This window comes from Streptomyces sp. NPDC001970 (assembly GCF_053594115.1).
Window position 1 is genome coordinate 54,791 of sequence record NZ_JBSFDW010000020.1, and the last position, 13,870, is coordinate 68,660.

The following is a 13,870-nucleotide window of genomic DNA, read 5'->3' on the forward strand; positions in this document are numbered from 1 at the left end:
GCGGCGAGGAACAGGGCGCGGGCGGTGACGGACTTGGAGCCGGGAAGGTCGATGACGGTCACGCCCGGCATCCTGCCGCCGTGGGCCCGCGTTGCGGACAGGCGGCCAGGGGGTGGGACGACTCCCCCTCTCATGCGGGCAGGCGTTCCGCCCATCACAGGGCTCCACACGCCGACCCGGCCGCGGGCGTCCGCCCCGCCCCGGAAACGCCGCCCCTGTGGTGGGCAGTCGTCCCGCGGGGCGGGACGACTGCCCCACAGCACCCCGGTGCGGGCACCCCTCCATGAGAGGCGCCCGCCCGTTCCGCCCTGGCGGAACGCATGCCACAACCGGTGGGTGGGTCGGGGCACATGCGCCGCCCCGGGATGGGTCAGCGGATCGGCCGGTGGACGTTCTCCCGGGTCGCCGGGCCCGGCGTGGCCTCCGCGATCCAGGGGCCATCGCCGCTGGGGTCGATGACGCCCTGTTCCAGCCAGGTGTACGTGCCCGCGAGGACACCGTTGACGACCCTGCGGTCGAGGTCGTCCGTGTTCGCCCAGAGGCGGCCGAAGAGTTCGTCGACGCGGATGCGCGACTGGCGGCAGAACGCGTCCGCGAGCTGGTACGCCTCGCGGCCGTGGTCGCCGGTGATCCGCATCTGCTCCGCGCGTACGCACGCCGCGCTCATCGCGAAGAGTTCGGCGCCGATGTCGACGACCCGGCCGAGGAAGCCCTGCTTGGTCTCCATCCGGCCCTGCCAGCGGGACATCGCGTAGAACGTGGACCGCGCGAGCTTGCGTGCCGAGCGCTCCACGTACCGCAGGTGCGTGGCGAGATCGGTGTGACCGCTCCGGTGGAACTCGGCGTACGAGCCCGGCAGTTGCCCCGGTCCGGCCATCAGCTTCGGCAGCCAGCGAGCGTAGAACGCGGTCGCCTGCGCGCCCGCCTTCGCCTTGTCGCCGAGGGACTTGTCCGGGTCGATGATGTCGCCGGCGACCGCGAGATGCGCGTCGACCGCCTCACGGGCGATCAGCAGATGCATGATTTCCGTCGAACCCTCGAAGATCCGGTTGATCCGCAGGTCGCGCAGCATCTGCTCGGCCGGCACCGCTCGCTCGCCGCGCGCGGCCAGCGACTCCGCGGTCTCGAAGCCGCGGCCGCCGCGGATCTGGATCAGCTCGTCGGCGATCAGCCAGGCCATCTCGGAGCCGTACAGCTTGGCGAGCGCCGCTTCGATGCGGATGTCGTTGCGGTCCTCGTCGGCCATCTGGGACGACAGGTCGACCATGGCCTCCATGGCGAAGGTGGTCGCCGCGATGAAGGAGATCTTCGAGCCGACGGCCTCGTGCTTGGCGACGGGCTTGCCCCACTGCTCACGCACGGCGGACCACTCGCGGGCGATCTTGAGGGACCACTTCCCCGCGCCCACGCACATCGCGGGCAGCGACAGCCGCCCGGTGTTGAGCGTGGTCAGGGCGATCTTGAGGCCCGCACCCTCGGGGCCGATGCGGTTCGCGGCCGGAACGCGGACCTGGTGGAAGCGGGTCACGCCGTTCTCGATGCCGCGCAGGCCCATGAAGGCGTTGCGGTTCTCGACCGTGATGCCCGGGGACGCCGCTTCGACGACGAAGGCGGTGATGCCGCCCTTGTGACCATCGGACCTGGGCACGCGGGCCATGACGACGAGCAGATCGGCGACCACGCCGTTCGTGGTCCAGAGCTTGACGCCGTCGAGGACGTAGTCGTCGCCGTCGGGCACGGCCATGGTCGCCAGGCGCGCCGGGTCGGAGCCCACGTCCGGCTCGGTGAGCAGGAAGGCCGTGATGTCCGTACGGGCACATCGCGGCAGGAACGCGTCCTTCTGCTCCTGCGTGCCGAAGAGCTTCAACGGCTGCGGCACGCCGATCGACTGGTGCGCGGAGAGCAGCGCGCCCACGGCAGGGCTGGCGGAGCCGACGAGGGCCAGGGCCTTGTTGTAGTACACCTGGGTGAGCCCGAGCCCGCCGTACTTCGGGTCGATCTTCATGCCGAGGGCACCGAGCTCCTTCAGCCCGCTGATCACCTCGTCCGGGATCCGGGCCTCGCGCTCGATGCGGGCGCTGTCGATCTGTGTCTCGCAGAAGTCGCGCAGTTTGGCGAGGAACTGCTCGCCGCGCTGGACGTCTTCGGGGGACGGCATCGGATGGGGATGGATCAGGTCGAGCCGGAAGCGGCCAAGGAACAGTTCCTTGGCAAAGCTGGGCTTGCGCCAGCCCTGCTCGCGGGCGGCCTCGGCAACCTGACGGGCTTCCCGCTCGGAGACCTTGGGCGCGGTTTGCGGTTTCGAAGGGGCGGACATGAGGGACTCACCTCGCCGCAGCGTCGGGGGCGGCCGCACGGAATTACCGTGCGGTGCTACTCGTCCGTATCTACCCGAATACCGACCACCTCACCAGTCCTGCGGCGCACCCGGGTGTACGTGTGCACGCAGAGACACGAAGACGGCCGAAGCCCCCGCACAGTGGGCTCCGGCCGTCGGCTCACGTCGTACTACAGGGCCAGTCCGGTGAGGACGAGCACCCGCTCGTACGTGTAGTCGTCCATCGCGTACCTGACGCCCTCGCGGCCCACGCCGGACTGCTTGACGCCGCCGTACGGCATCTGGTCGGCGCGGTAGGAGGGGACGTCGCCGACGATCACGCCGCCGACCTCGAGTGCGCGGTGGGCGCGGAACGCGGTCTGCAGGTCGCGCGTGAACACGCCCGTCTGCAGGCCGAACTTGGAGTTGTTGACCTCGGCGAAGGCCTCCGCCTCGCCGTCGACCCGGTGCAGGGTCAGGACCGGTCCGAAGACCTCCTCGCAGGCGAGGGTGGCGTCGGCCGGCAGGTCGGCGAGCACGGTCGGGGCGTAGGTCGCGCCGTCACGCCGGCCGCCGGTGAGCAGCTTGGCGCCGCCGTTCACGGCCTCGTCCACCCAGGACTCGACGCGCTTGGCCGCGTCCTCGCTGACGAGCGGGCCGACGTCGGTGGCGTCGTCGGACGGGTCGCCGGTGCCCTGTGCCTCGACGGCGGCGACGATCCTCGGGACGAGCCGGTCGTAGACCGACGCGTCGGCGACGACGCGCTGCACGGAGATGCAGGACTGGCCGCCCTGGTAGTTGGAGAACGTGGCGATCCGGGACGCGGCCCAGTCCAGGTCCTCGTCGGAGGACCAGTCGGCGAGGACGACGGCCGCGCCGTTGCCGCCGAGCTCCAGGGTGCAGTGCTTGTGCGGCACGGACGCCTGGATGGCGTAGCCGACCTTGTCCGAGCCGGTGAACGAGATCACCGGCAGGCGCTCGTCCTGGACCAGGGCGGGCATGGACTCGTTCAGGACCGGCAGCACGGACCAGGAGCCGGCGGGCAGCTCGGTCTCGGCCAGCAGCTCGCCGATGATCAGGCCGGACAGCGGGGTGGCGGGCGCCGGCTTGAGGATGATCGGCGCGCCCACGGCGATGGCCGGGGCGATCTTGTGGGCGCAGAGGTTCAGCGGGAAGTTGAACGGCGCGATGCCGAGGACGACGCCCTTCGGGAAGCGGCGGGTGAGGGCGAGACGGCCCTGGCCGCCGGCGTCGGTGTCGAGGCGCTGGGCCTCGCCGCCGTTGAAGCGGCGGGCCTCCTCGGCGGCGAAGCGGAAGACGGAGACGGCACGGCCGACCTCGCCGCGGGCCCACTTGATCGGCTTGCCGTTCTCGGCGGAGATCAGCTGGGCGATCTCCTCGGTGCGCTCGACCAGACGCCTGGACACGTGGTCGAGGGCGGCGGCGCGGACATGGGCGGGGGTCGCCGCGAACTCGTCCACGACGGCGTGCGCGGCGGCCACGGCCTCCTCGACCTGGGCGTCGGTCGGCACGGACACCGTGCCGACGACCCGGCCGTCCCACGGGGACGTGACGTCGAAGGTGGCGTCGCCGGTGGCCTGGCGGCCGGCGAGCCAGAAGGCGTGGGTGGAAGTCATATGGGGTCCCGGCCCTTCCGAAGTAGTGGGTTGCCTCTTCTCACACGGTAGGGCGGCCGGGCCGGGTCGCGGTTTGTCCGCGTTGGAGTGGTCGGCGGGGCCGCCCTGCCGCTTTGGCGGGTGCGCCGGCCGCAGGGGGTGTCAGCGGCGGCGTTCCGTGCTGACGATCAGGCACACCCCGGCCACCACGACGGCGCCACCGACGGCGATCGGCCAGGTCAGCCGCTCGTTCAGGACCAGTGCGCCGAGAAGCACGGCGACGACCGGGTTGACATACGCGTACGTGGCGACCAGCGAGAGCGGCGCGGAGTGGAGCAGCCAGGCGTACGCCGTGAACGCGATGAGCGAGCCGAAGACGACGAGATAGGCGAGGGCGGTCCAGGAGCGTCCGGACACCTCGCCGAGCACGAAGCCGTGCTGCTCGCCCCGGCCGAGCCCGACCAGCAGGCAGCCGATGCCGCCCGCGACCATTTCGTACGCGCTCGCCGCGAAGGGGTTGGCGGGCATGGGGATGCGGGCGGAGGAGAAGGAGCCGACCGACCACATGACGGTCGCCGCGATCACGGTGAGGACGCCCCAGAGGCGTACGTCGCCGCTCAGCCCGGGGAGGGTCAGCACGGCGAGGCCCGCGAGCCCGAGCAGAACGCCGCCGTACGCGCCGAGGCCGGGCCGCTCGCCCGAGGCCCTGCGCAGCACGACGACCCAGGCGGGGACGACGGCGACCAGCAGGGCCGCGAGCCCGGAGGGCACGGCGGTCTCGGCGAGGACGACGAGTCCGTTGCCGCCGAGGAGGAGCAGGAGGCCGACGACCGCGGCGGAGGCGAGCTGGGCACGGGTGACCTTCAGGGCCGAGGGCCCCTGCCGCCAGGCGATGATCGCGGCGAGGATCAGTCCCGCGGCGATGAAACGGGCGCCCGCGGAGAGGAACGGCGGCATCGTCTCGACGACGACGCGGATGCCGAGGTACGTCGACCCCCAGACGACGTACACGATGGCGAGGGCGGCCCATACGGCCCCGGATATCCGGAGCCCGGGTGCGGTGGTGGCGGTCGGTACGGCGGTGGTGGCGGCGGCTGCTTCGTCCGCGGATGTGCCGGTGCAGGGAGCGGGTTGCGTCATGGGTCCTTCTCGTCCTCGTCTCGCGGACGGGCGGCGGGCGCCTCCCCGTCACTGGAGATCACGAGGCAGGACCCTAGTACTTCAGCGCGCAAACTCCAGATTTTCTGCCCGCCTTCGGGCAGGGGAACGGAAATTTCTTCGTTTCGGACCCCGCGGGGCTAGGGCGCCGTGTCCGTCGCGGTGCCGGTCGTCGGGCCCGCGGCCGAGCCCGTCGTCGGACCCGCAGCCGGCTCCGCGGTCGCCTTCAGGGCCAGCCAGAGCTCCATGCGGACGTCCGGGTCGTCCAGGGAGCGCCCGAGGATCTCCTCGACGCGGCGCATGCGGTAGCGGAGGGTGTGGCGGTGGACGCCGAGGTCGGCGGCCGCCGCGTCCCACTGGCCGTGGCGGGAGAGCCAGGCGCGCAGGGAGGCGACGAGGTCACCGCGGCCGGTCGCGTCGTGTTCGTACAGGGCCCGGAGCATGCCGTCGGCGAAGGCCCGCACGGCGTCGTCGGCGAGGAGCGGCAGGACCGAGCCGGCGGCGAGCTCCTCGTGCTCGACGAGGGCCCGTCCCCTCCGGCGGGCGACGGAGAGCGCCTGCTCGGCCCTCTTGTAGGCCGACGCAGCGGCGCTCGGGCCGGTCGGGGCGGACATCCCGACGACGATGCCCGCCTCCTCGGCCTCCCGCTCCGTGTACGGCTCGCAGGCACCGACGACCGCACCTCCGTCCGCGGCGAGGACGACGAGCCGGTCGTCGCCCTCGGGGACGCTCAGCATCGCCTCGCCGGACCGTGACGCCGCGGACTCCAGCGACTCGGCGAGCGCGTGCACGGGGTGCTCGGCCGCCGGGTCCGGCTCGCCCGCGCGCTCGGCGATGAGCAGCCGGAAGGGCGCGTCGAGGAGCTCGCCGTACAGATCCCCCGCGACCGCCCTGGCGTGGTCCGGCTGCCCGGACAGCAACATCCGCAGCACCGCCGCGCCGAGGCGGTGCTCGGCGCGCTGCAGCGACCGGGAACGTTCTGTCGTGAGCGTCAGCAGGGCGATCGCGGAGTGCACGGCGTACCGCTCGGCCGTCCCCAGCGGGGCACCCGTGCCGACGGCGAGCGCGCCCCGCACCCGCCGTCCGGTGCCCAGCGACTGCAGCTCGACCCGGTCATCCGTGCCGCCGACGACGGCGCTGGCGGGCGCGGGCCGCTCGCGCAGCCGCTCCACATCGGCGGTGAGCCGGGCGGCGCGCCGGGCGGCCCAGTCGGGTGCGGCGGCGACGACGGCGCCGGAGGCGTCGTAGAGCGCGGCCCAGCCGTCGATGTACGAGGCGAGCTTGGCGAGCAGCGCCGCCGGGCCCTCGGCGAGGGCGGCGCGGGTGAGCTCGCGCTGGGCTTCGAAGCCCGCGGTCACGGCCCGGTACTGGTCGGCGGCCATGGCGGCGGACACGGCCTTGCTGATGGCGAGGAACGGGGTGCGGCGCGGCACTTCGAGGAGCGGGAAGTCCTCCTCCTTCGCCGCGTTCAGCAGCGCCTCGGGGACGTCGTCGTAGGTGACACCGACGGCGAAGCCGAGCCCGACCACACCGGCGCCGACCAGCCGCCGCACGTAGCGGCGCATCGCCTCGGGGTCCGCGGCGTCCAGCGTCATCGCGGTGACGAGAAGCAGCTCGCCGCCCTCCATGTACGGCACGGGGTCGGCGAGTTCGCTGACGTGCGCCCAGCGCACGGGGGTCCCGAGCCGGTCCTCCCCCGCGCGCACGGTCAGCTTGAGCGCGGAGTGCTGGACGAGCGAGGCGAGGGTGACCGGCATGGGACCGCGGGCTTTCGACAGAGGGAGTTTTTCGCCGTCCCGTATGAACGGCATACCTCGATTCTGCCAGGGCGTACGAGTTCGTGGGTCCCCTCGGTGTCAGTCGGGGCCAGGGCCGGGGGTCGGGGGCAGGTCAGGTAAGGGTCAGGCCGTGGGCCGGGCCGTGAGCCAGGTCCGCTCAGGCCCCCCGGCCCTGAAAGCATCGAGGCCTCAGATCCTCACGTCCTCAGATCCTCACGTCCTCAGGTCGACCAGCAGCGGCGGCGCGTGTTCGCCGCGCACCGACGTCAGCGACAGCACCGCATGACCGGCCGGCACGGAGTGCGCCAGGTCGGACGCCGACCAGCGCTCCCGCTCGACCTCACGGACCGTCACCGCCTCCGCGGTGGCGGCCTTCCCGGTCACCAGCCGCCGCATGAAGTGCAGTGCTTTGGTCAGCGGCTCGTCCGAGATGATCTGCCGGTTGGTGACGTCCCGGGTCTGCACCCACTCGGTGCCCCAGGTCTCCGCGAACCGCCCGCCGTCCCAGGGCCCGAGCCCGGCGAACGCCATCCGGCAGCCGACCGCGCCCAGCAGCGGCCCGCGCAGCGCCTCGGGCACGTCCTCCAGCGTCCGCAGCGACAGCACGACCCCGGCGTTCGAGGAACGCAGCCGCTGCACGGCCCGCACGGAGTCCGAGGTCACGGTGTACGTGGCGTCGTCGAGGACCAGACACGCGAAGAGCGACCGGTCGGTACGGGCGAGCGCGGCCTCCGTGAACTGGGCGAGGACCAGCCTCGCGATGATCCGGGAAGCCTCGGCGTGGCCGCGCTCCGGCAGGTCGACCCGTACCCGCAGCGGGTGCTCGATGGATCGCAGCGAGAACTGCCGGCCGGGCTCCTTCGTGCGGAAGAACTGCGCGAACGCGGGCCGGTCGAGGAACGCGATCCGCTCGGCGAGCAGCACGCCGATGTCGTCCGCGCGCTCCGACTGCCGTGCCCGGGCATCGAGTTCGCGCAGCTGGGACGCCTCGCCCGCCGCCTCCAGCGCGGCGCGCAGCCCGGCGAGCGCTCCCGGCGCTCCGCCCACGAGCTCGCGCAGCTCCGGTACGGCCGGGAAGTGGCCGTGGACGCTCCGGTACGGCCCGATGAGCTGGGCGAGCGCCGTGGCGGCCCGGCGGCTGTCGACCGTCAGGTCGCCGACGAGCGCCTCGGCGAGGATGCGGGCGGCCTCGTCCGGATCGTCGGCGCCGCCGTAGAGATCGAGGTCGTGCGTGGAGTCGGGCCGCCCGAGGGCGATGACGAGGTCGAAGGCGTCATCGGGCGCGAGCGCCGTGCCATGGGCGGTGACGGCGACGACGGCGGCCCGGTTGGCGAGCGCCTGCAGACACATGGCCTCGACGACGGGCCGTACGAGCTGCACGGTCTTGCCGGAACCGGAGGGCCCGACGGCCAGCAGCGAGGTCCCGAGCAGCGCGGGTTCGAGCGCGACACCGGTGGTGCGCCGGGCATAGGGATTGCGGGGGTGGTCGGCGGCGGTGCCGATCCGCACCTGTCCGGTGGCGAGGTCGTGGGCGGCGGTCCGGACGGGCAGGTCCCGTACGCCCGAGGGGTGGGCGCAGGCGGCGGGCCCGTCGGCGCGGACTGCGTCGGTGAAGGCGGGCAGTCGCTCGGGGCGCGTGCGGACGCCCTGCCAGGCTCGGCGGATCCGGGCGTAGTCGACATCGCCGAGCATGCCCTTCCTCGTCGCCTCGGCGAGGGTGCGCGCGGCCTCGCCGAGCCCGGCGGCGCGCAGCTCCGGCCAGTCGGCGGGGTCGGGCTCGCGGCTCTCTTCGCCCCGAGGTGCCTGCTCGGGCCGCTGGCCCCCGGGCCGGTCCGGCCTGTGGCGGATCAGCCGGCTCCATCCGCCCAGCCGGGCGAAGAAGAGGAGGACGGGCAGGTAGATCACGATGTACAGCGTGTCCACGACGACCGCGGCTGTCGCGGCGGACATGTCCTGGTAAGGCAGAAACTGGAAGGCCAGGCGCGTGACCGGAAGGGTTTCCGTCGTAATCAGCAGCACGACCAGGAGCGCCCCGGCCGCCGCGGCGGCCGCGCGGGCCAGCGTCCCGCGCGCCACCACACCGCGTTCAAAGGCTCCGCGCCAGTCGCCCAGGCGGCCGAACCAGTAAACGATGGCACCGGTGAAGAGGAGGTCGTAGATGCCCACGGCCATCCCGCGCTGCGTCTCCGCGTCGCTGCCCAGACTCCACCAGTCACGGGGCGTGAAGAGTTCCAGGGGGACCCGCCAGTACGGGATGTACCGGTTCGACCACAACGACCACAGCAGGACACACGCCAGAAAGGACACGAGCGCACCGGTGTAGAGCGAGCGCCCGCGGGCCGCGTCCGATTCCTGCGCCGCCCGGGGCGTGTAGCCGTACCGCCAGACACCCGGCTCCGCCTGCGGTCGCGGTGTGCGCAGCCAGGTCACCACCGGTGGGCGCCCCGTGGTCGGCAGGTGCGCGGGCCGGGGCGGCATCGGCGGGGGTCCGGCGGGGCGCGGGAGGGGGTGCGCGCTCCCGGCGCTGCCCGCCCGCGTACCGCGTGCGTCGTAGGTGCCTTCGGTGTCCATGAACCCTGCCCCCTGACCAGCCAGGACCGCGTCTGTGCCTCCGTCAATCTAGTGCCCATCGGCGGGGAGTTCAGCGAGTACGCCGTGGGCGAGCCGCTGCGGTGTGCGGCCGCGGCCGCGGCGCTGGTGGTCCTGCACCTCGGGGTGTCGCCGTCCACGGGGACGGGCACCCCGCGGGAACCCACGACCGGAGTGATCCTGGAAGGAGGCCGGGCCCTCTCGGAAGGAGTCCCGAGGGGCCGTCGCTCTATGTCCGTGACGGACAAGGACACGCCCCCACCACTCCCGAACGGAGCATGCCGGACCCCCTGGCCCGGACCTAGCCTGCGAAGAAAGCAGAAGTGCGTCCAAAACTCCGAAAGACACCCCAGGAGCCCTCATGACCGCAATCCCGCAGGAGCGCCGCGTCGTCACCGCCATCCCCGGCCCCAAGTCGCAGGAACTGCAGGCCCGCCGTCTCTCCGCGGTCGCGGGCGGCGTGGGCTCCGTACTGCCGGTGTTCACCACCCGCGCCGGTGGCGGCATCATCGAGGACGTCGACGGCAACCGCCTCATCGACTTCGGCTCCGGCATCGCCGTGACCTCCGTGGGTGCCTCCGCCGAGGCCGTCGTGCGCCGCGCGTCCGCCCAGTTGCAGGACTTCACGCACACCTGTTTCATGGTCACGCCGTACGAGGGCTACGTGGAGGTCTGTGAGGCCCTCGCCGAGCTCACCCCGGGCGACCACGCCAAGAAGTCCGCGCTGTTCAACTCCGGCGCCGAGGCCGTCGAGAACGCCGTCAAGATCGCCCGCTCGTACACCAAGCGCCAGGCCGTCGTCGTCTTCGACCACGGCTACCACGGCCGTACGAACCTCACCATGGCACTGACCGCCAAGAACATGCCGTACAAGCACGGCTTCGGCCCGTTCGCCCCCGAGGTCTACCGCGTCCCGGTCGCCTACGGCTACCGCTGGCCGACCGGCGCGGAGAACTGCGGCCCCGAGGCCGCCGCCCAGGCCATCGACCAGATCACCAAGCAGATCGGCCCCGACAACGTCGCCGCGATCATCATCGAGCCGGTCCTCGGCGAGGGTGGCTTCATCGAGCCGGCCAAGGGCTTCCTCCCGGCGATCGCGCAGTTCGCCAAGGACAACGGCATCGTCTTCGTCGCCGACGAGATCCAGTCCGGCTTCTGCCGCACCGGCCAGTGGTTCGCCTGCGAGGACGAGGGCATCGTCCCGGACCTGATCACCACCGCCAAGGGCATCGCGGGCGGTCTGCCGCTCGCCGCCGTCACCGGCCGCGCCGAGATCATGGACGCCCCGCACGCGGGCGGCCTGGGCGGCACCTACGGCGGAAACCCGGTGGCCTGCGCCGGTGCGCTCGGCGCCATCGAGACCATGCGCGAGCAGGACCTCAACGGCAAGGCCAAGCGCATCGAGGAAGTCATGAAGGGCCGCCTCGCCGCCATGCAGGAGAAGTACGAGATCATCGGCGACATCCGCGGCCGCGGCGCCATGGTCGCGATCGAGCTGGTGAAGGACCCGGCCACCAAGGAGCCGAACCCGGAGGCCGCCGGCGCGCTCGCGAAGGCCTGCCACGCCGAGGGTCTGCTCGTCCTGACCTGCGGTACGTACGGCAACGTGCTCCGCTTCCTGCCGCCGCTGGTCATCGGAGAGGACCTGCTGAACGAGGGTCTGGACATCCTCGAAGGGGCCTTCGCCGCGGTCTGACCGCGGATATCGGGGGTAACCCCCAGTAATCGCGCGTTCCCTGTGAAGAGTGTGTGGGGGGCCAATGGCGGGATGCCGTTCCGGCTGTTGGTCCCCCTCCTGCTGCCGTACGGTTTCCGCAGATGAGAGAAACACCCCGCCCGCAGGGGACTGCGGGCGATTCCAGGCCGGAGCCTCCCCAGCCCCGATCTGGCCGTGCCCTCGCGCACACCGCCGGAGCCTCTGGGTCCGGAACTCCTCACCGATCGGATGGCCGCCCGCCCCAAACCCCCCGGGGCGCGCGGCAAACCGATCCCGGCGGCCGCCCCGGAACCACCCCCCCTGTTCCGGGGCGGCCGGCTCTCTCCCTGATCTCCCTGGCCCTCTGCGCCGCCCTCTTCGCGCTGATCACCTGGCAGGTCGCCGCGCGCGGTCCGCTGCGTGCCCTGGACGAGCGCGTGGACCGTGCGGTCGTGGGCGAAGGCCCCGCCGGACTCACCGAATTCCTCGCCGACCTCGGCAACATGCCGGTCGCGCTGCCGGTGCTCGCCGCGGCGGTCGCGTACGCCCTCCACCGGCACCGGCGCACCCAGGCCCTGGCCGCCGTCCTCGCCATGGCGCTCGTCCCGGCACTCGTCGCCCCGCTGAAGGCGCTGACGGACCGGCCGGGCCCGCTCACCCCGGAGACCGGCTACTTCCCCTCGGGTCATGCGGCGACGGCGATGGTGGCGTACATCGGCGCGGCACTGCTCGTCAGCAGACGGCTGATGCCCGTCGCCGTCGTGCTCACGGTGGCGACGGGCATCGGCCTCGTCCTGCGCGGCTACCACTGGCCCCTGGACGTCCTGGGCAGTTGGTGCCTGTGCGGTGTCCTGCTGCTCGTGACCGGCCTCCTGGTCGCCGGCCGGCCCGTCACCAGGCGTACGAGTCGAAGTTCCTGGAGAACTCCCAGCCGCCGTAGCGGTCCCAGTTGACCGACCAGGTCATCAGCCCGCGCAGCCCGGGCCAGGTCCCATGGGTCCGGTAGGAGCCGCAGTTGGTCCCCTTGGTCAGGCAGTCCAGCGCCTTGTCGACCTCGGCGGGCGGCGTGTGGCCGTTGCCGGCGGTCGTCGTGGCGGGCAGGCCGATCGCCACCTGCTCCGGGCGCAGGGCGGGGAAGAACCTCGACTGGTCCTTGGCGACCGGGAAGCCGGTGAGGAGCATGTCGGTCATGGAGATGTGGAAGTCGGCGTTCCCCATGGTGTGGTACTGGTCGTCGAGCCCCATGATCGGGCCCGAGTTGTAGTGCTGGACGTGGAGCAGGGTGAGGTCGTCGCGCAGGGCGTGGATGACCGGGAGGTACGCCCCGCAGCGCGGGTCCTGGCCGCCGAACGGCCCGGAGCCGTAGTACTGGTAGCCGAGCTGCACGAAGAACGTCTCCGGTGCCATGGTCAGCACGAAGTCGTCGCCGTATCGGGCCTTGAGCGTCTTGAGCGCCGAGATCAGATGGACGACCACCGGGGTCGTGGGATTGCGGAAGTCGGTGTCGCCCGCGTTCAGCGACAGTGAGTGGCCCTCGAAGTCGATGTCGAGGCCGTCGAGTCCGTAGTCGTCGATGATCTTCGAGACGGAGGAGACGAAGGCGTCGCGGGCGGCCGTCGTCGAGAGCTGGACCTGGCCGTTCTGGCCGCCGATGGAGATCAGGACCTTCTTGCCCGCGGCCTGCTTGGCCTTGATGGCGGCCTTGAAGTCGGCGACGGACTCGACGTTCGGGCACTCGCTCGCCGGGCAGAGGCTGAAGCGGATGTCGCCGGAGGTCACCGAGGTCGGCTCGCCGAAGGCGAGGTTGATGATGTCCCAGGAGTCGGGCACGTCGGCCATGCGCGTGTAGCCGGAGCCGTTGGCGAAGCTGGCGTGGAGATAGCCGACGAGAGCGTGGGCAGGCAGGCCGGGACCGGGGCCGCCGCCCGACGTCGTGGTCGCGGTGACGGCCGCGGACTTCGGTGACTCACCCGCGCTGTTGGCGGCCGTGACCTGGAAGCTGTACGAGGTGGACGCGGCCAGGCCCGTCGCGGTGGCCGAGGTCCCGGTCACCGAGAGGATCTTGGCGCCGTTCCGGTAGACGTTGTAGCCGGTCGCCCCGGAGACGGTCGACCAGGAGAGCGGCACGGTGGAGGACGTGGGGGTGCCGGCGGTGAGCCCGGTGGGCGCGGCCGGGATCTCGACGGGGGCGCCGCCCGGGCCGAAGAGGGACAGGTCGTCGGCCTGGTAGGCGCTGGTGCCGTACCAGCCGTGCGTGTGGATCGTGACGGACGTCGTCGTGGCGCCGGTGCTGAACGTCGTCGTCAGTTTCTGCCAGTCGGGGGCCGACTGGGTCCAGGTCGAGACATCGGTGGTACCGGTGCCGGTGGCCCCGAGGTACACGTAGCTGCCGCGCACCCAACCGCTGAGCGTGTACGAGGAGTTGGGCTGCACCGTGATGGTCTGCGAGCACTTGGCGTTGTCGCTGCCTGCAGGGGTCGCCTGCAGCGCCTTGCTGCCGCTGTGCACGGGGGACGGGACGACGGCGCCGCTGCCGGCCGTACAGCTCCAGCCGTCCAGGCCGGACTCGAAGCCACCGTTGCGTGCCAGTTCGGCGTCGGCCGCCTGTGCGGTGTGCGCGGTTGCGACGAGTCCGCTCGCGGCGAGGAGGGCCGCCACGACGACGGCGAGAGGTCTGGTGCGAGCCACAACTGCCTCCGGGAGTGGGGGATTCGAG

Annotated in this window: 8 protein-coding genes; 2 read left to right on the top strand and 6 right to left on the bottom strand. The window is 72.3% G+C overall.

All coding sequences use genetic code 11. The annotated features are described in order from the left end of the window. Window positions 1-370: 370 nt before the first annotated feature. The 5 genes from ACWCP0_RS23565 to ACWCP0_RS23585 form a co-directional block, all read right to left on the bottom strand. Window positions 371-2,317, bottom strand: coding sequence for an acyl-CoA dehydrogenase family protein (locus ACWCP0_RS23565; RefSeq protein WP_451080783.1), 1,947 nt, complete (start codon window positions 2,315-2,317; stop codon window positions 371-373). 191 nt (window positions 2,318-2,508) lie between these two features. After that, window positions 2,509-3,954 (bottom strand): aldehyde dehydrogenase family protein, encoded by a 1,446-nt coding sequence (locus ACWCP0_RS23570; protein WP_451080784.1) that lies wholly within the window; start codon window positions 3,952-3,954, stop codon window positions 2,509-2,511. Between the two features lie 141 nt (window positions 3,955-4,095). Then, window positions 4,096-5,073: an EamA family transporter gene (locus tag ACWCP0_RS23575; RefSeq protein WP_451080785.1), complete on the bottom strand. Its 978-nt coding sequence runs from the start codon at window positions 5,071-5,073 to the stop codon at window positions 4,096-4,098. Window positions 5,074-5,231: 158 nt separating this feature from the next. Beyond that, window positions 5,232-6,848 carry a PucR family transcriptional regulator gene (locus ACWCP0_RS23580; protein ID WP_451080855.1) on the bottom strand — a complete coding sequence of 539 codons (1,617 nt, stop codon included), beginning with the start codon at window positions 6,846-6,848 and terminating at the stop codon, window positions 5,232-5,234. A 234-nt stretch (window positions 6,849-7,082) separates the two neighbouring features. Beyond that, a complete protein-coding gene (locus tag ACWCP0_RS23585; RefSeq protein ID WP_451080786.1) occupies window positions 7,083-9,440 on the bottom strand; it encodes an ATP/GTP-binding protein in 2,358 nt (785 codons plus the stop codon). Window positions 9,441-9,819: 379 nt separating this feature from the next. On the opposite strand from ACWCP0_RS23585, the gene gabT reads away from it, so the two are divergent. Together gabT and ACWCP0_RS23595 are read left to right on the top strand one after the other, a co-directional pair. After that, window positions 9,820-11,154, top strand: coding sequence for a 4-aminobutyrate--2-oxoglutarate transaminase (gabT, locus tag ACWCP0_RS23590; protein ID WP_451080787.1), 1,335 nt, complete (start codon window positions 9,820-9,822; stop codon window positions 11,152-11,154). A gap of 122 nt (window positions 11,155-11,276) precedes the next feature. After that, window positions 11,277-12,107, top strand: coding sequence for a phosphatase PAP2 family protein (locus ACWCP0_RS23595; protein ID WP_451080788.1), 831 nt, complete (start codon window positions 11,277-11,279; stop codon window positions 12,105-12,107). Here the strand turns inward: ACWCP0_RS23595 and ACWCP0_RS23600 are convergent. Beyond that, window positions 12,046-13,842 carry a chitinase gene (locus ACWCP0_RS23600; RefSeq protein WP_451080789.1) on the bottom strand — a complete coding sequence of 599 codons (1,797 nt, stop codon included), beginning with the start codon at window positions 13,840-13,842 and terminating at the stop codon, window positions 12,046-12,048. The two genes, ACWCP0_RS23595 and ACWCP0_RS23600, sit on opposite strands and share 62 nt — an antisense overlap. Window positions 13,843-13,870 lie beyond the last annotated feature (28 nt).